Here is a 20072-nt window from a genome sequence, read left to right as displayed (position 1 = left end):
GCAGGCGGAACATCTGGCCCGGCCGGCTCACCGGGTGCTCTCCCCCAGCGCGCGTTCGACGGACGCGCGGCCCTCCGGCGAGCGGTGCCGCACCGAGACCCGGTCGTCCTCGACGAGGACGAACGCGTAGTCGGCGTAGTGCTCGCTGCGCAGCACCGACGTCCATTTGCGGCGGGGCAGCGGCAGCACGGCCGGATGCATGCCGCGGTCCGCGAGGTGTCTGCGGATCTCCTCCGCGCGTTCGGCGTCCGGGCCGTGCCGGTCGAGGTCCGCGAGGATCGCCACCCGCTGGTCCCGCTCGACAGGGGTCATCAGCTGGGCGAGGACGGTCAGGCCGAGGCCCATGCAGACCGCCGGGACGGGATTGCGGTTCATCAACTCGCAGAGCTGGTCGATGCGTCCCCCGTCACCGATGAGGAACGGTTCGGGTACCGCCTGCGCCGTGGCGAAGATCTGGTAGTTCATCCCCGAGTAGTGGCCGGTGCCGTGGATGTGGCTGAGCGAGAAGGAGAGTTCCACGCCGGGCAGCATCGGACGCAGCCGGGCCACCACCCGCTCGACGGCCCGGACCTCCTCCTGAATGCCTGGGTGTTCGGTCTTCCCGGCCAGCCGTACGAAGTCCTCGGCCGGCATCCGCTCCGGGGCGAACAGCTCCACCAGCAGCCCGCGGTCGGCAGGCGACAGCTCCTCGACCTCCGCCAGGACCTCTTCCACACCGCGCTCGTCGAAGCGGATCGTCTGGGTCAGACCGGGCCGTACGGAGTTGAAGATGCTGTGGTCGGCGAGCTGCACATAGGCGGGCTCGATGCCCGGTATGCCGTCGAGGACGCGATGGGACACCGCGATGATCTCGGCGTCGGCGTACGCGGAGCGCACCCCCCAGGTGCCGAGCAGCAGTTGCTGGAACTCCCGCCGGTAGCCCGGCAGGTTGGGCTGGCGGTCGCGGTGGAGCGTGCCGATCTGGGCGAGCTTGAGCGGGGGCGGGGACGGCAGGTCCGCCACGAACCGGGACATGCTCATGGCCAGGTCGGCCTGCAGCGCGTACCGGCTGCCCTCCTTGACCCGGTGCACTTCGAAGATCCGGCTGGCGTGGACCTGGGTGGCGCCCACATAGCGCTCACGCAGTTCCATCGACGTGGTCCGCATCTGTGTGAAGCCGTGGACGCGCGCCGCCTCGGTGAAGAGGTCCTCGATGAACCGGCAGTTCTCCAGTTCCTCGTCGAGGACGTCGTAGAAGTGCGGGATTCTGCTCTCGATGCTCTTCATGGCGGCTGCGAGGACCTTTCCACGGAAGACGGCGGACACCGGGCCGGGCGTCAGGAGGAGGGAGGGTCGTCCGCCAGGGCGTCACCCCGTTCGGCGCCCACCGTCGCGACGGCCGGCGCGGAGTTGCCCGGCGGCGCAGAACGCAGGCCGCGGATGCCGGGGACGCAGAGGACGAGCGGGGCGGTCGTGAGCGTCCAGGCGACGGACACCCACAACGTGCCGGTCACCCCGATGCCCTCGGAGACCGGGCCGGCCACCGCGTAGCCCAACGGTAGCAACGCGGAGGACAGAAGTACGTCGTTCGAGCTCACCCTCGACAGCTTCGCGGGCGGCACATGCTGCTGGAGCGCGGTGGTCCAGTTGGTGAGCGCCAGCGTCACGGCCACCCCGGAGCAGAACTCGGCGGCCGCGACGACAAGGAGGTCCTGGCGCAGGGCCAGCGCGGCGGCCGGTGCCGCGTACCCGGGAGCCAGGATCAACGCCGCGGCGAGCAGCGGGCGGCGCGGCTGCCAGCGCAGCGCCACCAGCCCGCCGACCAGCGAGCCGAACGGCAGACAGGCGAGCACCGTTCCCCAGGCGGTGGCACCGCCGAGGGACTGCTGGGCGATGACGGGGCCGAGGACGAGGAGCGGGGCGACCACGAAGAACAGGTTGGAGGCGTCCCAGATCATCTGTACCCACAGCCAGCTGCGGCCGGCGATCTCCCGCCAGCCGTCGCGGAGATCGGCGAGGAACGTCTGGCCGGCCTCACCGGGCCGTTCGGCGGGGTGGATCAGCAGCAGACAGACGACACTCACCACGAAGGTTCCGGCGTCGACGAGGAAGGCGACACCGGAGCCGACCTGCGCGACCAGGGCACCGGCGACGGCGGGGCCGACGATGCTGACGGCCGAACCGGAGATGTTGCTCAGGGAGTTGGCCTCGTGGAGCCGGTCCTGCTCCACGAGGTCGGGGATGACGCCGGCGGCGGCGGGCCGGAAGAAGCCCTGTCCCGCACCGTGCACCGCGGTGAGCACCACCAGGTGCCAGATCTCCGCTCGTCCGGTGATCAGCAGGACCGCGAGGAGAGCCTGGCTGACGGTGCGTACCCCGTCGGAGACGAGCATCACGGTGCGTCTGCGGAGCCGGTCCGCCCAGACCCCGCCGACCAGCAGGGCCCCGATCTCGGTGGCGGTGCCCACGGCGAGGACGAGGCCCACCCGGGTGGCCGAACCGGTGAGGTCGAGCACGGTGAAGACCGTGGCGATGGGCACCAGGCCGCTGCCGAACCGGGAGGCGGTCTGACCGAGCCAATACCGGCGGAACCCGCTGACCTGTAAGACGCGTAACGATCCCCGCAAGGTCACTGCTGAGCACTCACTCTCTCTCGCTCTCCCGCCTGCCGCGCGGCGATGGGCGGCGGCACCCGGGCATCGCCCGGGCGGAGGCCGACCTGCCGGACGGTCACGGTTCGCGCACGGTGGGCAACACTACCGTCGCTCCCAGTGGCATTCCAACGGTATTCCGCGCCGCTGTGACCAGCACATACTCTGCTCCGCCGGGTCGAGTCCGCGCAGCCGGCACGGTCCGCCGGTCGCTTCGCCGCCGGTGACGCGTCGTCATGTGTCGACCGATCAGGCGTGGGCGGTGCTCCGCGAACCCTGTCCTGGCGCGTCCGTGGCCGGGTCGGCCGACCGGTGCAGGATGCCGGTGAGGCAGCCGAGAGCGCCGGCTGCCCGGACGTACTCACTGACGTCCACGACAAGGGTGTCGATGCCCGCGGCATCCAGCCGACGCCGGGTGTGTGGGCAGCCGTCCGGCATGAGGACCCGCCCGGGGGCGAGCGTCACGAGATTGAGGCTGCGGGAGTGCACCACCTCGTCGTCGGGCTCGAACTCCAGCAGTTCGTAGTCCCGGGCTCGCAGGGCGGCCCGCAGTTCGGCGGTCGCGGCGGCCGAGTGCACGAGCGCCCGGCGGGGGCCCACGGGGACCAGCGAGCCCAGCAGATGCTGCACCCCGGGGCCGAGCGGCACCGCCAGCACCGCTGCCCCCTGCTCGCCCAGCACCTGCCGCAGCGCGGCGACCCCCGCCTTGTCGGTGCGGAACCCGGCGCCCACCAGAACCGTCCGGCGGTCGATCCACAGTGCGTCGGCTCCCTCGAACGACGCCGCCCCCCGCACGGTGTGGAGGATCGGGATGCCCGCCCGAGCCAGCGCGAGGGCCGCGTGGCGTTCCTCGCCGGCCCGCTGGGCGGACGCCGTGCGCCCCAGCACCGCTCCCTCCGGGGTGACCAGGAACAGATCGCGCATGAAGATCACATTGGGTGGGGCGTCCGGCGGCGGCTGCGCCACCTGGACGGTGACGCCCTCCGTCCGGAACACCTCGGCCACCGCGTCCGTCTGAGCGCGCAGCCGCCCGAGGTCGACCCGGTCCGTCATCAGCTGGGCGCGGGCGTCGGTCGACGCGGCGATGCTGTCGGGCGGGCGGGCGAGGAGCACGGCCCGCAGCGGATCGGTCTCCGAGCGGTAGCCGCAGCGAGCCCAGACGCGGCCCGCGGCGCTCTCCGCGGCGTGATCGTCCACGCGGGCCAACCAGCCGGGACCGCCCAGAGTACTGGGCGATGCCGGCCATGAACGGGATGTGGTGTCCATACCGGAGCGGCCTCGGCTCAGACCGAGTAGCCGAGTGAGCGCAGTTGGCTGCGCATCTCGTCGGTGACGGTGACGTCCTGTGGTGCCCGGAGCGCGGTGCGGTAGTCGTCGAGCAGGGCCAGCAGATCGGCGCCGTCGTCGTCGGGGGCCGGACGGGGCACACCGTCGGCGTCGAAGCGTTCTACACGGACGGTGTCGAAGGGCGTGGCCCGCTGGAACGCCTCGGAGTAGCGCCGGGCCATCCGCACGACCCTGCGGTCCCCCAGGTAGGCGGCGTGCCCGACCAGGAAGTGCCGCAGCGGCCCGGGAGTCCGGCCGCTGAGCTGCCGCTCCTGGAAGGCGATGAAATCGTTCAACTCGGCGTTGTACGACTCGGCGAGGGCGGGCGCGTCCCCGTCGAGGGTGTCCTTGCCGCGCACCACGGACGCCAGGGACCGTCCGTCGAACACCCCCGTGGCGGGGGCGGAGATGCCGGCGAGATCCAGCACGGTAGGGGCTATGTCGACGGTACGGATGCGGTGTTCGTGCGTGCCGGGCTGGACCCCGTCCCCGACGATGATCAGGGGGACGCGCAGTACACCTTCGGACATCGAGTTGAAGTGGCCGTTGGTCTGCTCGTCGAACTCCTCTCCGTGGTCGGCGAACAGGACCAGCAGCATCCGTTTCCCGGCGGCGGCGACCCGATCGGTGAGCCGGTCCAGGAAGCCACTCAGCCGGGTGGCCAGGAAGTGCTCGACGCCTTCGAGATACAGCTGGAAGAGCCGGTCGTAGGCGCCCTGCCCGTGCAGATACGTGGTGGCGCGCTTGTAACGCACCAGCAGGTCGGCGTCCTCCGGATCCCGGTACGTCTCCACCAGCCGGTCCACGAAGGGCAGTTCGTCCGGCAGCCCCGCCTCCAGCTCGGCGACCTTCTCCCGGTAGGCCGCACCGCCCAGCGTCAGATTGTGGAATCCGTAGGGAAGATGAACGCCGCCGAAATGGGCGAGGGCCAGGGTACGGTCCTCGGATGTCACCGCATCGATGAAGGCGTCGTCACTCTCTATGAGATACGTGTCGATGTCCCGGGTGAATCCGAGCTCCGGGCCCAGGATGATGGGGAAGTCGACTTTCATCACCGTGCGGCGCCCGTCACGCCGACCGTAGGTGAATACCGAGGGAGCACGCAGCGACCCGTTGTAGAATTCGTGCAGTCCATTGTGCAGCGGGTATTGGCCGGTGAATATCGCCCCGTGCGAAGCCGCCGTGTAGGGCGCGGCGCTGATCATGTTCGGGAAGTACGCTCCGCGGGAGGCCAGTTCGTCCAGCACGGTGGTGCGCACCGGGCGGACGTCCCGGTAGGTGTGCGGCCACAGCGGCTTGGGATGTGCGGACATCGCGTCACTGCGCAGCGTGTCGACGGACACGAGGACGACATGGTCGTAGTGGCTCGGCTGATGCACGGGCACTCCGCCTCCGATGGGCTCTTCGATGGGCTGCGCTGGGCGGGCGAACCGTGTTCGAGTGAGGAACGCCCCCGGTTGAACGACGGTCGGGAGACCGCGCGTCGGGATGGATTCAGCGGGCTGGACGAGCGGGCCGTATCAGTCCGCGGGCGTATCAGTCCGCGGGCCGGTATCAGTCCGCGGGCCGGCATCAGTCCGCGGCTCGGCCGGACGCGGTACGGCCGTCCGTGACGCGGTCCTCCGCCTGCGGCGGATAGAGGTCCGGGTTGTCGAGGGGCAGCTTCAGCCAGGACAGCATCTGCCGGAGCTGGTGGTACGCGGCGAGGCGCTCCTCGTCCGTACCGGCGCTCTCGGCCCGGGCGACGGGCTCCCACAGCCGGTGGACCATCACCGGGCCGATTTCGAGCAGGCCGCCGCTGCCGCCGGTGGCCCACCGCGCCAGGACGTACCGGGCGATGGCCCCGACGGGTATGTCCAGGTTGCGGGACATGCCCCGCAGGGTGAGCAGCGGGTCGAGCAGGCCATAACCCACCACGTCCGACTTGAAGTTGGCGTGCGGGTCGTCCTTCGGCCAGGTGCCCCGCCAGCGGCGCAGGCGCACCACCTCCTCGCCGTCCTCGCCGGTCCACACATCGGCCCCGGACGTTTCACTCCCCACCCGGGCCTCCTTTCCGGATTCCGACAGGTCCGGGTGAGTCTTCCGCCGGATGCGCCGCTGCGCAACTGCCCTTTCGGCGCGGGTGGATGTTCGTTCCTCGCGCTGGACAGAAGGAATCCGGGCGGGGTAACCATGAAGTCACGCTTTTTCCAGCCGCGCCCCGAGGCGTTGCCACGCCGCGATCCGCCCCGATTCCGGATTGCAAGGTTTCCATCCCGGCCGCCCCCGTATTCGTCCGCTCCCGGGCAGATTGGAATGGACTCGTTGAGGAAATCCATGGCCGTGTCGCGTAGGCACCGCCCCCGCCGGCCCGTGCCACGCGAGCACCGTCCCGCGACGCCCCGCGCGGGGACCGCCTCGGCGAGGAGGCGGGCGTGACCTACACCAGGCAGGCCCCGGCAGAGTTGGTGGCGCCCGGCGGGATGGCCCGGCGCGTCCTGGTGGCGAGCACGATCGGCAGTGCCATCGAGTGGTACGACTTCTACCTCTACTCCACCGCCTCGGCCCTGGTGCTGGGCCCGCTGTTCTTCCCGCAGCAGTCGCCGACCGCGGCGACCCTCGCCGCCTTCGCCACCTACGCCGCGGGGTTCGTCGCCCGGCCGATCGGCGGTGCCGTCTTCGGACACTTCGGCGACCGCGTCGGCCGCAAGTCGATGCTGGTGCTGACGCTGCTGGTGATGGGCGCGGCGACCTTCCTCGTCGGCACCCTGCCGACCTTCGAGCAGGCCGGCCTCTGGGCTCCCGCACTGCTGGTCACCCTGCGGGTGGTGCAGGGCATCGGTATCGGCGGCGAGTGGGGCGGCGGCGTCCTCATGACCACGGAGCACGCGCCGCCCGGCCGGCGCGGCGTCTTCAGCAGCTTCCCGGCCGCGGGCTTCCCGCTGGGGCTGGCCGGCAGCACGGCAATGATCTCGTTGGTGGCAGTGCTTCCCGAGGAAGACCTGTTGTCGTGGGGCTGGCGGCTTCCGTTCCTCGCCTCGGCGGTACTGGTGGCGGTCGGGGTGTTCGTCCGGCTGGGAGTGGCGGAGAGCCCCGAGTTCCTGCGCGAGCGGAGAAACGGCGAGCCGGCACGGGTCCCGATCACCGAGGTGCTGCGCGAACGTCCGGGTCCGGTGCTGCGGGGGGCCCTGGCCGCCCTGGGCCTCGCCATGATCGTCAGCACCTTCTCGGTCTACCTCCTCGCACACGCCTCCCACACGACCGGAGCCCGTTCGCAGATACTGACCGGACTGGTGGCCGGGGCACTGGTGGAGGCGGTGATGTTGCCGGTCTTCGGCACACTCTCCGACCGGCTCGGACGCCGCCGGGTCCTGCTCTTCGGGTACGCGGTGTGCGCACTGGTGGTGCTGCCGGCGCCGTACTGGCTGACCTCGGGCCGCACCGGACTCGTCGTCGTCACCTTCGTGACGGCGATGGGCATCGGGCACGCGGCCGTCTACGGGGGCTTCGCCGCGTATCTGGTGGAACTGTTCCCGACCCGCCACCGGTACTCCGCCCTGGCCGTCACCTATCAACTCGGCGCGACGGTGGCCAGTTTCGGTCCGCTGGTGGCCGGCGCACTCGCGGGCTCGGCGCACACGGCACGGCCGGGCGTGTGGCTGCTGCTCGGAACGCTCGTGGTGGCCGCGAGCGCCGTGGCGGCACCCTGCCGGAGCGTCACCCCATGAGCCGCGGGTCCGGTCGCCACCTCCAGCCAATCTCGGGTGAGAAGGAGTAGCGAATGCTGTCCATCACCAAGGAGTTCCATTTCTCCGCCAGCCACCAACTGGCGAACCTGCCCCCGGACCATCCCTGCACTCGGCTGCACGGGCACAACTACGTGCTGGTCGTCGAACTGTCCTGCGCCGACGACGCGGTGAACCGGGCGGGGTTCGTGCGGGACTACCGAGAACTGGACTCGTTGAAGAAGTGGATCGACGAGGTCCTGGACCACCGGCATCTCAACGACGTCCTGCGGGACCGCAATCCCTCCGCGGAGAACCTCGCCCGGTGGGTGCACGGGAAGTGGTGCACGGAATTCCCGGAACTGACCGCGGTCCGGGTGTCGGAGACACCGAAGACCTGGGCGACCTACCGGCCCGCCACGTGACCGGGACCACCGGGCACGAGGCCCGAAGCGATGCCGAGGGGGTGGGGCACATGTACAGGCCGAAGCTCGTCGTCAACGAAATCTTCGGCCCCACCTAGTCCGTTCAGGGTGAGGGGCCGTCCACCGGCCGATCGTGTGCCTTCCTCCGTCTCGGCGGCTGCAACCTGACGTGCGCCTGGTGCGACACCCCGTACACATGGGACTGGACCGGGAGTTCGCAGTCCGGTGTCGCCCACCGGCCCGCCGACGAACTGCACCCGATGACCACCGAGGAGGTGACCGAGCGGCTGATCGCCTTCGGCACGGGCCTTGTGGTCGTCTCCGGCGGTGAGCCACTGAACCAGCAGACACGGCTGCTGCCCGTCGTCGAGGCGCTGCGGGCCGCCGGCCTCGATGTGGAGATCGAGACCAACGGAACCGTCGTACCCGCACCGGAACTGGTCGCCGCCGGCGTGCGGTTCAACGTGTCGCCGAAACTCGCCCACTCCGGGGTCGCCGAGAGCCGCCGGATCGTACCCGCGGCGCTCACGGTGTTCAACGCGCTGGGGGGCACGTGCTTCAAGTTCGTGTGCTCCGGGCCCGGTGACCTCCCCGAGGTGGAGGAACTGGTCCGCGCGTACGCGCTGGAGAACGTCTGGATCATGCCGCGCGGCCAGTCGCCGCGGGAGATCGCCGAAGGGTTGCGGGCCCTAGCCGACCCGGTCGGCGCCCGCCGATGGAATCTGAGCGGGAGGCTGCACGTGACTGTGTGGGGAAACCAGCGGGGGGTATGAATGAGCCAGAACACCCAGGCACCGACGCCGTTCCGCGCGCCGGGCACCGACCGGCAGCCGCCGGACCCCCTGGAGCGCATCGCCAGGGAACTGCTGCGGGAGCTCGGCGAGGACCCGGAGCGTGAGGGACTGCTCGGGACACCCGCGCGCTGGGCCCGGTGGTGGCGGGAATTCACCGACTACGAGCCGGGCACGGTGGAGACCGTCTTCGAGTCGGCCAGCAGCACCGAGACCGTCTCGGTCTCCGGGATCGAGGTCTGGTCGCTGTGCGAACACCATTTGCTGCCCTTCTCCTGCCAGGTCACCATCGGCTACCGGCCGCAGGGGCAGGTGCTCGGACTCAGCAAGTTCGCCCGGATCGCCCATCAGCACGCCCATCGCCTCCAGTTGCAGGAGCGGCTGACCTCCGACATCGCCGACGCGGTGGCCAAACTCACCGCGTCCGCCGACGTCGCCGTCCTGTGTCGGGGCGAGCACCTGTGCATGGCCATGCGGGGCATCCGCACCCCGGCCACGATGACCACGGTCACCTGGCGGGGGGCGTTCGCCGACCCCGCCGTGCGCGCGGAGTTCCTCGCGCTCCAGCCGCCGGCCGCCGCGGGCGCCGGCCCACGATGACCCCGGACACGACGCAGAGAGGACCGGAACACCAGGTGCGTATCACCACAGAGCCACGGACCGGGCTCAGCTTCGACGATGTGCTGCTGGTGCCGCAGCGCACCACGCTGCGCAGCCGTCGGCAGGCCGACCTGACCACCGAGCTCATGCCCGGCCTGCGGCTGCGGATACCCGTCGTGTCGGCCAACACGCAGTGGTGCACCGGCGACAGGATGGCCGTCGGCATGGCCCTCAACGGCGGGCTCGGCGTGCTGCACCGGATGCAGACCGTCGACCAGCAGGCCGGCCAGCTCCGGGCGGTCAAGACGTACGAGCCGACCGCCGAGGAACGGGCGGCCGGGGCGACGCTGGACGCGGCGGGACGGCTCGTGGCGGGCGCCGCGATCGGCGTCACCGGGGACTGGCGGGAGCGGAGCGAGCGGCTGGTCGCGGGCGGAGCCGACCTGCTCGTGGTGGATGTCGCGCACGGCCACAGCGACCAGGTCCTGGAGACCGTCGCCGAGCTGCGCCGTAGCCATCCCGCGCTGCCGCTGATGGCGGGCAACGTGGCGACCGCCGCCGGCACCCGCGATCTCGCCGAAGCCGGAGCCGACCTGGTCAAGGTCGGGATCGGGCCGGGCGGGGTGTGCACGACCCGGCTGGTCGCGGGCACGGGCGTGCCGCAACTCACCGCGGTCCTGGACTGCGCCGCCGAGGCCGCCCGGCACGGGGTGCGGGTGATCGCCGACGGTGGCATCCGACAGGCCGGGGACATCGCCAAGGCGCTGGCGGCCGGGGCCTGCGCGGTCATGATCGGCAGCCTCCTCGCGGGCGCCGAGGAGAGCGAGGCGGTGACCGTGGAGCGCGACGGCCGCACGTACAAGACGAGCCGGGGGTTCGTGTCGCTCGGCATGGAACTGACGCTGCGCCGGGCGGCCGGGGAGAAGATCACGCGTGCGGAGGTCGACGACTACGTGCCCGAGGGTGTGGAAGCCACCTTCGCGTACACGGGTTCGCTGGCCCGGACCCTGCGGCAGCTGACCGGCGGAGTGCAGTCGGCGCTGAGCTACTCGGGCGCCACCGGACTGGACGCGTTCCGCGAGCGGGCCGAGTTCGTCCGGGTCACCCCGGCGGGCCAGGTCGAGAACACCCCGCACGTCCGCGCCCGCACCGAGCACATCGACATCGACCACGTCGCCGAGGCGGTGAACGGATGACCGGTCAGGAGCCGGTGACCGGCACGGCCGTGGCCGGTGAACAGCCCGGCATGTGGACCCGCCAGGGCCCCTACGAGCTGGGCTGGAGCGACCTGGGCGCGGCACTCGACCGGATCGCCGCGGCCGTCCGCGCCGATGGCTTCGCGCCCGACGTCGTGCTCGGGGTGGCGCGCGGCGGGCTGCTCGCCGCGAGCTACCTCACCTGCGCCCTCGACGTACCGCTGATGCGCACCGTGCGGGTCCGCCGCACCAGCGACGACAGCCAGTACGCGGCCAAGCGTCCCCCGCTGCTCGATCAGGAGGAGGGGCCCGCTCCGAAGTCCGGTACCGCGGTCCTGGTCGTGGACGACATCGTGGGCACGGGCGCCACGGCGGACGTGGTCCGCTCCCATCTGCTGGCGTCGGGCGTCGCCGCCGCGGACATCCGCTTCGCGGCCCTGGTCCGCAACCACCGCTCGGGGTATGTGCCGGACTACTGCCCGGCGGTCGTCGACGACTGGGTCGTCTTCCCATGGGAGCAGGGCTGGGGCAGCACCCCCGGAGTGCGGCCGTTCCCGCTCGGGGAGGCCGCGTGAGGACGGATCCGGCGCCCGACTTCGCCGCCGGCGGCCTGACCCGGGTCACGCCGTCCGAAGCCGGACTGCCCGCCTGTTACGAGGCGGTGGACGTCTACACCTACGACCGTCCGCTCAGCGCCGAGGTGGAGGTGGCCCGCACCCTGGCCGAGTTGGAGCGGCGGCACGGCGCGCGGCCCACGACCGTGTTCACCCGGATCGAGGACAGGCCCGGGACCCGGGTGCTCGGCCATCCCTATCCGCGGGCGGTCCTGCTCGCGGCGCTCGGCGCGGACGAGGGCGCCCATCTGCCGGAGATGGCCACCCGACTGGCCGGGGCGCCGCACCAGGTGCGCTCCGGGGCGGACGGGACCGCATCCGTGGAGGGCGGCCCACCGCCGGGTCTGGAGGAACTGAAAGGCATGGACGACCTGCCGGTGCTGCAGCACCGGCCGGGCGACGGCGGACGGTACGTCACCGCGGGGATCGGGGTGACGACACGGCCCGACGGCTCCAGCGCCAACCTCGGCTTCTACTGCGTCCAGGTGGTCTCCTCGCGCCGGGCCCGCGTCTTCATGGACCCGCGCACCGACGCCCACCGCAACCTCAAGGAGTGGGAGGCCGCGGGCGAGCCCATGCCGCTGTCGGTGTTCCTCGGCGCGGACCCGATCTACGCGGTCGTCGGGGCCTCTCGGCTCCCCTCCGAGGGCGACGACTACCAGATCGCCTCACGGCTGCTGCGCCGCGATGTGACCGTCACCGGCTCGCCGCCCGTCCCCGCCGACGCCACGCACGTCCTCACCGGCCTGGTGCGCCACGAGCGGGAGACGGAGGGCCCGTTCGGCGAGTTCAAGGGCTACTACGTGGAACAGCGGGAGGGCTTCGTCCTCGACATCACCGGTGTGGCCGCCCGCCCCGGCGCACCCTGGCCGAGCATCGTCGCGGGCGCCGAGTCCGGACTCACGCTGATGAGCTTCCAGAACGAGTACCTGATGTACGCGCACCTCACCGGGCAGGGCCTGCCGGTTCGGTCGGTGCGCTACTCGATCGAGGCGCGGGGCGAGTTCGTCGCGCTGATCGAGACCGACACGCCCGATCTCGACCTGGTGCGGGAGGCCATGCGGTTCGACGTCCGCTGCAAGCTCGTCCTGTGCGGGCCCGATCTCGGCAGTGTCGGACAGGCCCTCGCAACACACGGTTTCGTCAGTCACCGCGAGCCCTACCACCGGAAGGGCAGGATCGAGGGCGAGCGACTGGGCCTCGCGCTGGTCATCCCTCCGGCCGGGCGCCCCGTCGAGTACTGACCACGAGACCGTCGAGGAACGCGCACCGTGACCGACCGATTCTCCCGCATCCTGCCCGTCTCCCTGATGGTGCTGCCCGGCCCGGACGGCACCGTCACCTTCGTCCACCAGCTCAAGGGGCCCTACGCCGGCAACTGGTTGCTGCCGGGCGGCGGCATCGAACCCGGTGAGTCCGCCGGGGCCGCCGCGGTCCGCGAGGCGTACGAGGAGACGGGGTGCCGGGTGACGTCCTGCTCCCCGTTCGCCGTCTACGAGTTCACCGGGCAGTGGTCCGAAGGCCGTTACCACCTGCTGATGTTCGGCTTCCTCGCCGACGGCACGCATCGCGTGCCCGACGGCTTCCGGGGCCACAACGTCGGTGCCGTGCGGCAGGCACGCATCGGCGACCTACCCTTGCACTCGACCGACCTGCAGATCCTCACCGACGCCGGTCTCGCCTCCTACCGGGAGCCGGAGATCAGCCGCGCTCTGGCCGCCGACGGCATCACCATGCACGCCATGCGGGTCAGCGGCGCCGCCACGGCGTGCGGGCCCGCCCCGGAAGGAGTGATCACATGACATCCGGCACCCCCGACATCGATGACATAGCCGGGGAAAGCGGTCCGCCCGTCGCCCGGTCCACCCACTGGCCGTCGCTCCTCATGGTGTACTCGGCGGGCGTCACCGCGGCCATGGGCCTCGGGAAGTTCTCCGTCGCCACCGATTCCCTCCGCGGTGACCTGCGGATAGGGCTGGGCGAACTGGGCTGGGTGATCTCGGCCGTCACGGCGGTGTCCGCGCTCCTCGGCACCCCTGTCGGGTTACGGCTCGGCCGGATGTCGACGCGCGTCATCCTCGTCGCGGGGACATGGACCGTGGCGGTGGCAGGCGCGGCAGGAGCCCTCGCGACCAGCCTCGGGGGGCTGCTGCCGATCCGCGCGGTGGAGGGCGTCGGCTACCTCATGGTGGTCATCGCCTGCCCCACCCTGGTGGTCCGGCTCTGCGCCCCGCGCGACCAGTCCCGCGCACTCGCCCTGTGGGGCACCTTCGTTCCCGTCGGCCTGGCCCTGAGCACAGCGCTCGGCGGGGCGGTGGGCGAGGCCGTCGGCTGGCGTGGCTGGATGCTCGTCGTCGCCGGGATCACCGCCGTGCCCGCCGTCGTCCTCACCTTCACCCGGATCGGCGTGGAGGTACCGGGCGCGCCGCTTCCGCAGCGACCGAAGGGTGCACGGCGGCGACTGCGGCACGCCCGCCCCGTCATCCTGCTCGCCCTCGGGTTCTGCATGGCGTCTTTGGTGACGGTGGCCATCTTCGCCCTGCTGCCGACCTTCCTGGAGCGGGAGTTGGGGCGCAGCGGCTCGGACGCGGGCGCGACGGCCGGCCTCATCTCTCTCGTCAGTGTGGGCGGCGGCCTGCTGATCGGCTGGCTTCTGCACCGCAACCCCGACAGGCGCCCGGTCCTGCTGTGCTCGCTGCTCGCGGTGGTCGCGGCATGGACGGCCTTCCGGCCGGGCGGACCCGCAGCGCTCTTCCTGGCCGGCGCCACCGTGATCTCCGCGATCAACGGCATCCTCGTCGGGATGATCCTCGCCCTGGTCCCCCGTCTCGTCGACGATCCCGGGGAGATCGGGCTCGCCAACGGCATCGTCACCCAGGGCGGCAGCCTGGGCTCGCTGCTGGGGCCGCCGCTGTTCAACCTGGGCGTCGAAGACTGGGACTGGACCGCCGTCGGCTGGCTGACCACCGTCGGTATGGCCGTCTGCTGGCTGTTCCTGTCCCTCGCCCTGCGACCGCCGCGCCACGTGCCGCGCCTCCGCGCCGGGGCCTGAGGGTGCGGTCGGGCTGGGTGTGCTGCCGCGGATCGGGCGGGCCGCGTCATAGGCGCACGACGACCAGGGCCGTGTCGTCGCTCACGCCGTCGGGCGGGAGCAGTCGCTCAGCAGGGCATCGGCGAGAAGAGGTGGTACGGGGTGCGTCCGTGCGCGGGCGGTCGAGTGCGCGCGAGGCCGGGGACGGTCTCAGCGGGTGGTGGCCCGAACCGCCTCGTGGATCAGTTCGGCGACCCGCTTCGGGTGGGCGAGCATGACCAGGTGCGAGGAGTCGACCTCGATGGTGGTCATCCCGGCCCGCTGGTAGCCGAAGCACTCCACATCGGGGTTGATGGTGTGGTCGGCCGAGGCGACCAGACCCCAGGACGGCTTGGTCTTCCAGGCCGCGGCCGGAGCCTGCTCGCTGAACGCCTGCGCGGCCAACGGGCGCTCGGAGACGGCGAGGACGGAGGCGAGACGGGGCTCTGGGGTGTGGACCAGGGCGCCCGCAAGGTCCGAGTCCGGGAAGCGGCCCTGCAGTTCGCCCAGCTCTCGCCCTTCTCCAACGCGTAGCCCGCCAGGTAGACCAGCCCCGTGACGTTGTCCTCCACACCAGCGACGGTGATGACGGCACCGCCGTAGGAGTGTCCCACCAGGACGACCGGACCGGGTATCTGGCGAACCAGCGAGGCGACGTAGGCGGCGTCACCGATCTGGCTGTGGGCACCGCGGGGGCCACCACGTTCAGGCCGCGGGCGATCAGTTCGGGGATGACACGGGAGAAGCTGGACGCGCCGGCGCCCGGCCTCTGCACCGTCCGTGCCATCGATACGGCACCCGGGGCCCGCCGTGGCAGCGTCGTCGCGGCCCGTGTGGCTGTTTCGCCGACGCGCCGTCGTCCGGTCCATCCGCTCCACGACCCATGACCGATCGACTCCGGATACCGTCTGGGGGTGTTCGCGGTGATCGATCACCGTCTGTACCCACAGAGAGGCGTTGTCCGATGTCCGATGAGCCGATCCTGGTGCTTGCGGCGACCGGCGGACAGGGCCGGGCCGTGACCGACGCGCTGCTGGAGCGCCGGGCCCGGGTCCGAGCACTGGTGCGGGACCCCGAGCGGAGCTCCGCGCGCCAATTGGCCGACCAGGGCGTCGAAGTCGTGGCGGGGTCCCTGAGCGATCGCAGGTCGCTGGCCGCGGCGATGGACGGGGTGGCGGGGGTGTTCGCGTTCACCACCCCCTTCGAGGCAGGCCTGGACGCCGAGGTGGCCCAGGGGCGGGCGATCCTGGCTGCCGCGCGCGAGGAGCACGTGCCGCATCTCGTGTTCAGCTCGGTGGCCGGGGCCGACCAGCACAGCGGGGTACCGCATTTCGACAGCAAGGCGCGCATCGAGGCCGAGCTGGCCTCGGGCGATGTGCCGTACACGATCCTCGGGCCGACGTATTTCTTCGACAACGCCCTTGGCGGAGTGGAGCGCATCATCGACAGCGGGGTGCTCGATCTGCCGCTGCCGTCCGACCGGCCGTTGCAGCAGCTCGACCGGCCCGACCTCGGCGCTTTCGCGGCTGCCGTGCTGCTGGATCCCGCCCCCTACGCCGGGCGGCGTATCGAGCTGGCCGGCGACGCGCCCACACCCGCTCAGATGGCGGCCGTGCTGAGCGAGGCCCTGGGACGCGAAGTCCGCCATGAGCAGGTACCGCTGACGGAAGTCAGCAATCCGGACATGCACGCGATGTGGACATTCCTGAACGGACCTGGCTACCGCGTCGACATCCCCGCCCTGCATGACGGCCATCCGGAGATCCGCTGGACCAGCTTCGCCGACTGGGTGGACCGGACGTTCGAGGCCGCCCGCTGACGGAGCCCCGCCGACCCTCGCCAACCTCCGGAGACGGTCGGCACGGTCCGCATACGACAGTGAGTGGCGAGTCGACTCCTCCTCGCCCACAGGCGCGTTGCCGGTGAGGTTCATCAGCGCCTCGGTCACCAGCAGGTGGACGATCGACACCATGCCGACCAGCACCGGGACGTCGGCGGAGCTGCTGGAGCGGCCCAGGGTCGTCGTCCGGTAGGTCGCTGGGGCGACGCGCGCAGGCGCCGCTCGGCGCCCCGCGGCAGCCGCCGTCGATCGGCGCCCCGGCCCGAGGCGATGACCGGGCCCCACCGCGGCAGGGCGGCCGATCATCGCCTCGGGGGGTCAAGGCCGCTGCGGCGGCGCGGCGTTGATCACGTCGTTCTCCGGCGCCGTCGCGTGACGCCCCGGCCCGCGTCCCTCGTCCGCGCCCTCCGGTCCCGCCACGAGCCTGCGTCCGTGCAGGTAACCTCCGACCGCGATCACCACCAGCAGCCAGGGAAGCCGGTTGACGAAGGGCGATGTGGAGCCGGTCACCAGCGCGAACTTCGAGAGCAGCAGGACCAGCGTGCCGACGAGGCCGACTGCGGCCAGCAGCGGTGCCACGATCGTCCGCCACCAGTGCCGCTGGGAGTCGGCACGGAAGAACACCACGACGGACAGGCTCACGGCGGCCTGGAGTGCGACGATCCCCACCGTGCCGAAGCCGAGCATGGTCGTGGCGAGGTTGGTGTAGGGATGCGCCCCGGCGAGCGCGAAGGCGGCGCAGACCAGTGCCGTCACCGCGATCTGCGTCAGGCTCGCGAGGTGCGGGGAGCCATGGCGCCGATGCGTCCGCGACAGCGCGGCGGGCAGCACCCGCTCCCGTCCGAGAGCGAACAAGTAGCGGTTGGCGGCGGTGTGCAGGCCCAGCAGCGCCCCGAACAGACTGGTGCACAGCAGGACCTGCATCACCGCGGTGACTCCGCCGCCGAGGTAGCGGTCGGAGAGGTTGAAGAACAGGTCGCCGAGCTGTGTCTCGGCGGCGTGGGTGAGGCGGCCGGTGCCGACTCCTCCCACCCCCACCCAGCTCATCAGGGCGAAGAACGCCGTGATCAGGATGACCGAGGTGTACGTCGCCACGGGCACGCTGCGCTGCGGTGTACGGCTCTCCTCCCCGTACAGCGCCGCCGCCTCGAACCCCACGTAGGAGATCAGCGCGAACATCAGAGCCACCCCCAGCCCCGGCGCGAAGACGGTGTGCGGGCTGAAGGACGTCGCCGGCAGGGCCCCCGCGCCGCGGTGGGCGACGATGGAGACGCCCAGCAGGACGAGCACCGCGACCTCGGTGATCATGAGGACGGCGAGCAGCCGGGCGCTGAGGTCGATCTGCCGGTACCCCATGAAGGTGGCCAGGGCGATGCCGCCCGCCGTCCACACGGTCCAGGACACATGCAGCCCGTGGGACGCCGCGACCAGTTCGGCGAAGTAGCCGAGGGCGCCCGCGACACCGGCCACCGCGGCACTGTAGGCCACCACCGCGATCAGTCCCCCCGCCACGGCGAGGGGGCGCCCGAGTCCCCGTTCGATGTACGTGTAGAAGCCGCCCGTGTTCACGATCCTGCGGCTCATCGCGGCGTACCCGAACGAGAAACACAGCAGGGTGAGACCGGCCAGTACGAAGGTCGCCGGGACGCCGGCGCCGTTGCCGATGGCGTACGCGAGGGGGACGGATCCCACCACGCCCGCCATCGGCGCCGCCGCCGCGACGACCAGGAACACGATCTTCGGCGTCGTCAGGGTCCGCCGCAGCGGCGTCGCCTCCTGCCCGGTCATCCGCGTCACCGGGTGGTGCGGATCAGCTCGACGGCCTCCGGAATGCCCATGTAGGGCAGTCGCACCTCGGCCATGTCGTCGGTCCACCGCTCCGCGAGGTCGTAGCGCTGCTTCGGTGTCGTCTCCAGGAGCTTGCAGCCCGGGAAGACCTCGTAGTCGCGCAGCAGGTCGGCGTGGGCACCCATGCCCTCCTGGAAGAGCTCCTCCCGCTCGAGGACGAACTCCTCCGAGGGGAGTTCGTCCCACAGGGCGCGGCCGCGGCGGATGAGTTCGATCAGACGCGGCCGGTACCCGGGATTGCGCGCCAGGTGCTCGCGGACGATGGAGCTGCCGACCGTCAGATGGCGGATCTCGTCGATCGACGCGCCGCGTGCCACCTCGGCGGCGGCGGGGTCGAGCAGCGTCCACTTGCGCTCGCTCAGCTCCGCGGCCGGGGCGAGTACGCCCTCGATGACGATGGTGAACACGGCGACCGCACCGATGAAGTCGCCCTCGTCGCGCACCACGGTGGTGGCGAACTCGGCGATGGGGTTGAGGACCCGCTCGGTGTAGTCGGCCCCCTGTTCGGCGATGAAGTCCAGGAGGCCTTCCTCGGGCACGCCCAGGTCGGTCAGGTGCTGGCGGAAGATCATGGCGTGCCGCGCCTCGTCCACCACCTGCGTGACGAAGAACTCCTGCTCGACGACGCCGGGTGCGCCGATGACGTAGTTGGACAGGACCCGCACGGCCCGGGACTCGGCGAGCGAACGGTTGCCCAGCTCCAGCACGAGCGCGTCGCGCAGCGGACCGGGCCGACGCATGTACGCGGGGGTGGTGGCGGCGTGCCCGCGCTCGGCACGGCCCCGCAGCGTGCCCTGCGCCACGGCCGACAGCCAGTAGGCGAGGTCGCACTCCTGCGCGGTCAGGGTCATCTCCTGGGCGCCTTCGAGCAGGTTGGGGGCGCGGTCCCAGTCGGCCTCTAGCGGTATCTCGACAGTCATGACACCTCACTGCGGGTCGCGGACGGAGTGACGGAACGGGGCGACGGCGTGACCGCCCCTTCGTGCAGACGGCCGGCGAAGCTGAGCATCGGCGAGCCGGTCGCATGGGTGCCGCCGGTCACCTCGGCGAGCACCATCTCGTGGTCGCCGACCCGGTACCGGTTCACCACCCGGCAGGACAGATGGGCGAGGCTTCCGGAGATCAGAGGGGCACCGCTGGTCGTGTCGGTGGACCACTCCAGCTGGGCGAACTGGGCATGGCCCAGGGGGCGTTGCGGGTCGGCGAAGTGGCGCGCGACCGCGGTCTGGCCGGAGGTGAGGACGTTGACGGAGAACGTCCCCGACCGGCGGACCATCGCCCCGAAGGAGGACGACTCGTGGAGGCACACGCCGACGATCAGCGGATCGCGGGAGACCGCCACCACGGCACTCGCCGTGGTGCCGTGCGGGACGCCGTCGCGGCTGACCGTCAGCACGGTCACACCGGAGGCGATGTGGCGCAGCGCCCGCCGGGCGGCTTCGCCCCGCGTGGCCTCCGTTCGCTCCAGCACGTCCGCGGCGGGATCGGCGAGGCGGGCCGGGGGCCGGCTCAACGGCCCGCTCCGACAACGGGACCGCTGCGCTCCTCGCTCAGCGGCAGCGGGACACGGCTGCTGGTACTGCCCCGGCGGCGCAGCATCGCGGTCACCTGGTCCACCAGCGGAGTGGAGACCGGCTCGAAGGGCAGTCCGAACGGCTTGAGGAAGTTGCCGAAGACGCCCCGGTCCCCGAACACATGGAAGGGCAGCGCGAGCAGCGCCCATTCGGCACCGACCAGCCACCACCACAGAACACCCACGGCGGCGACGCTGATCAGGCTGTGCATGCTGTTGTAGAGGACGTAGTACGCCTTGGAGATGCGCCCGTCCGGGCTGCGCCGGTAGGCGATCGCGCCGGGGATGTAGCCGATCAGGTCGATGTAGAGGAAGAGCCCGATGGCCGGGATCCAGCGGATGTCCCGGAAGTGCACGAGGATGAGCACGATCGTGACGGCGAAGGCGATGAGGTACTCGGCGCGGTGCAGCTTGAACGTGACCGGTGATTCGACCGGGTTCTTGATGTCCATGAG

18 protein-coding genes and 2 pseudogenes are annotated in these 20072 nt (G+C 71.5%); 10 read left to right on the top strand and 10 right to left on the bottom strand.

The genetic code is table 11. The features are described 5' to 3' along the window. Positions 1 to 27: 27 nt before the first annotated feature. The 5 genes from ASC56_RS27510 to ASC56_RS27490 form a co-directional block, all read right to left on the bottom strand. Entirely contained in the window at positions 28 to 1266 is a 1239-nt protein-coding gene (locus ASC56_RS27510) for an ATP phosphoribosyltransferase regulatory subunit (protein WP_055494251.1), read from the bottom strand. 50 nt (positions 1267 to 1316) lie between these two features. Then, complete coding sequence (locus ASC56_RS27505; protein ID WP_055494250.1) at positions 1317 to 2612, bottom strand: MFS transporter; 1296 nt, start codon at positions 2610 to 2612, stop codon at positions 1317 to 1319. A gap of 267 nt (positions 2613 to 2879) precedes the next feature. Further along, on the bottom strand, positions 2880 to 3827 hold the full coding sequence (locus tag ASC56_RS27500) for a dimethylarginine dimethylaminohydrolase family protein (RefSeq protein WP_234377080.1): 948 nt from the start codon (positions 3825 to 3827) through the stop codon (positions 2880 to 2882). Positions 3828 to 3913: 86 nt separating this feature from the next. Next, positions 3914 to 5335 (bottom strand): sulfatase-like hydrolase/transferase, encoded by a 1422-nt coding sequence (locus tag ASC56_RS27495; protein WP_055494248.1) that lies wholly within the window; start codon positions 5333 to 5335, stop codon positions 3914 to 3916. Between the two features lie 193 nt (positions 5336 to 5528). Beyond that, positions 5529 to 5996 carry a DUF6027 family protein gene (locus ASC56_RS27490; RefSeq protein ID WP_234377079.1) on the bottom strand — a complete coding sequence of 156 codons (468 nt, stop codon included), beginning with the start codon at positions 5994 to 5996 and terminating at the stop codon, positions 5529 to 5531. A gap of 374 nt (positions 5997 to 6370) precedes the next feature. On the opposite strand from ASC56_RS27490, the gene ASC56_RS27485 reads away from it, so the two are divergent. The 9 genes and pseudogenes from ASC56_RS27485 to ASC56_RS27445 all read left to right on the top strand — a co-directional run bounded on the left by ASC56_RS27485 (position 6371) and on the right by ASC56_RS27445 (position 14338). Next, entirely contained in the window at positions 6371 to 7663 is a 1293-nt protein-coding gene (locus ASC56_RS27485; RefSeq protein WP_055494246.1) for an MFS transporter, read from the top strand. Positions 7664 to 7716: 53 nt separating this feature from the next. Further along, positions 7717 to 8085, top strand: a complete 369-nt coding sequence (locus ASC56_RS27480) for a 6-carboxytetrahydropterin synthase (protein ID WP_055494245.1) — start codon at positions 7717 to 7719, stop codon at positions 8083 to 8085. A 113-nt stretch (positions 8086 to 8198) separates the two neighbouring features. Further along, positions 8199 to 8858: pseudogene (locus tag ASC56_RS27475) on the top strand (7-carboxy-7-deazaguanine synthase QueE); the annotation flags it as partial. After that, the gene (gene folE, locus ASC56_RS27470) at positions 8859 to 9476 is read left to right on the top strand and encodes a GTP cyclohydrolase I (RefSeq protein WP_055494244.1); all 618 of its coding nucleotides are present in this window, start codon (positions 8859 to 8861) and stop codon (positions 9474 to 9476) included. Positions 9477 to 9511: 35 nt separating this feature from the next. After that, positions 9512 to 10672 carry an IMP dehydrogenase gene (locus ASC56_RS27465; RefSeq protein ID WP_055494243.1) on the top strand — a complete coding sequence of 387 codons (1161 nt, stop codon included), beginning with the start codon at positions 9512 to 9514 and terminating at the stop codon, positions 10670 to 10672. Further along, complete coding sequence (locus ASC56_RS27460; RefSeq protein ID WP_055494242.1) at positions 10669 to 11247, top strand: phosphoribosyltransferase; 579 nt, start codon at positions 10669 to 10671, stop codon at positions 11245 to 11247. Before ASC56_RS27465 ends, ASC56_RS27460 begins: the two co-directional genes overlap by 4 nt. After that, entirely contained in the window at positions 11244 to 12530 is a 1287-nt protein-coding gene (locus ASC56_RS27455) for a UbiD family decarboxylase (protein ID WP_055494241.1), read from the top strand. The genes ASC56_RS27460 and ASC56_RS27455 overlap by 4 nt, the downstream gene beginning before the upstream one ends. 27 nt (positions 12531 to 12557) lie before the next feature. Beyond that, positions 12558 to 13088 (top strand): NUDIX hydrolase, encoded by a 531-nt coding sequence (locus ASC56_RS27450; RefSeq protein WP_234377078.1) that lies wholly within the window; start codon positions 12558 to 12560, stop codon positions 13086 to 13088. Further along, on the top strand, positions 13085 to 14338 hold the full coding sequence (locus tag ASC56_RS27445; RefSeq protein ID WP_055494240.1) for a CynX/NimT family MFS transporter: 1254 nt from the start codon (positions 13085 to 13087) through the stop codon (positions 14336 to 14338). Before ASC56_RS27450 ends, ASC56_RS27445 begins: the two co-directional genes overlap by 4 nt. Positions 14339 to 14527: 189 nt before the next feature. Here the strand turns inward: ASC56_RS27445 and ASC56_RS27440 are convergent. Further along, positions 14528 to 15225: pseudogene (locus ASC56_RS27440) on the bottom strand (alpha/beta hydrolase). 95 nt (positions 15226 to 15320) lie between these two features. On the opposite strand from ASC56_RS27440, the gene ASC56_RS27435 reads away from it, so the two are divergent. Then, complete coding sequence (locus tag ASC56_RS27435; protein ID WP_055494239.1) at positions 15321 to 16175, top strand: NmrA/HSCARG family protein; 855 nt, start codon at positions 15321 to 15323, stop codon at positions 16173 to 16175. A 339-nt stretch (positions 16176 to 16514) separates the two neighbouring features. Here ASC56_RS27435 and ASC56_RS27430 read toward each other — a convergent pair whose 3' ends face one another. From ASC56_RS27430 to ASC56_RS27415, 4 genes are read right to left on the bottom strand one after another with little or no spacing between them, the layout of a single operon-like run. Further along, positions 16515 to 17984, bottom strand: coding sequence for an APC family permease (locus tag ASC56_RS27430; RefSeq protein ID WP_234377077.1), 1470 nt, complete (start codon positions 17982 to 17984; stop codon positions 16515 to 16517). Positions 17985 to 17989: 5 nt separating this feature from the next. Further along, entirely contained in the window at positions 17990 to 18964 is a 975-nt protein-coding gene (locus ASC56_RS27425; protein ID WP_055494238.1) for a hypothetical protein, read from the bottom strand. Further along, entirely contained in the window at positions 18961 to 19557 is a 597-nt protein-coding gene (locus tag ASC56_RS27420; RefSeq protein ID WP_234377076.1) for a flavin reductase family protein, read from the bottom strand. Before ASC56_RS27420 ends, ASC56_RS27425 begins: the two co-directional genes overlap by 4 nt. Continuing rightward, positions 19554 to 20069 (bottom strand): hypothetical protein, encoded by a 516-nt coding sequence (locus ASC56_RS27415; RefSeq protein WP_055494237.1) that lies wholly within the window; start codon positions 20067 to 20069, stop codon positions 19554 to 19556. The genes ASC56_RS27420 and ASC56_RS27415 overlap by 4 nt, the downstream gene beginning before the upstream one ends. Positions 20070 to 20072 lie beyond the last annotated feature (3 nt).

The organism is Streptomyces sp. TP-A0356, assembly GCF_001417775.1.
GTDB lineage: Bacteria > Actinomycetota > Actinomycetes > Streptomycetales > Streptomycetaceae > Streptomyces.
This window is presented reverse-complemented; position numbering and strand designations above follow the sequence as displayed.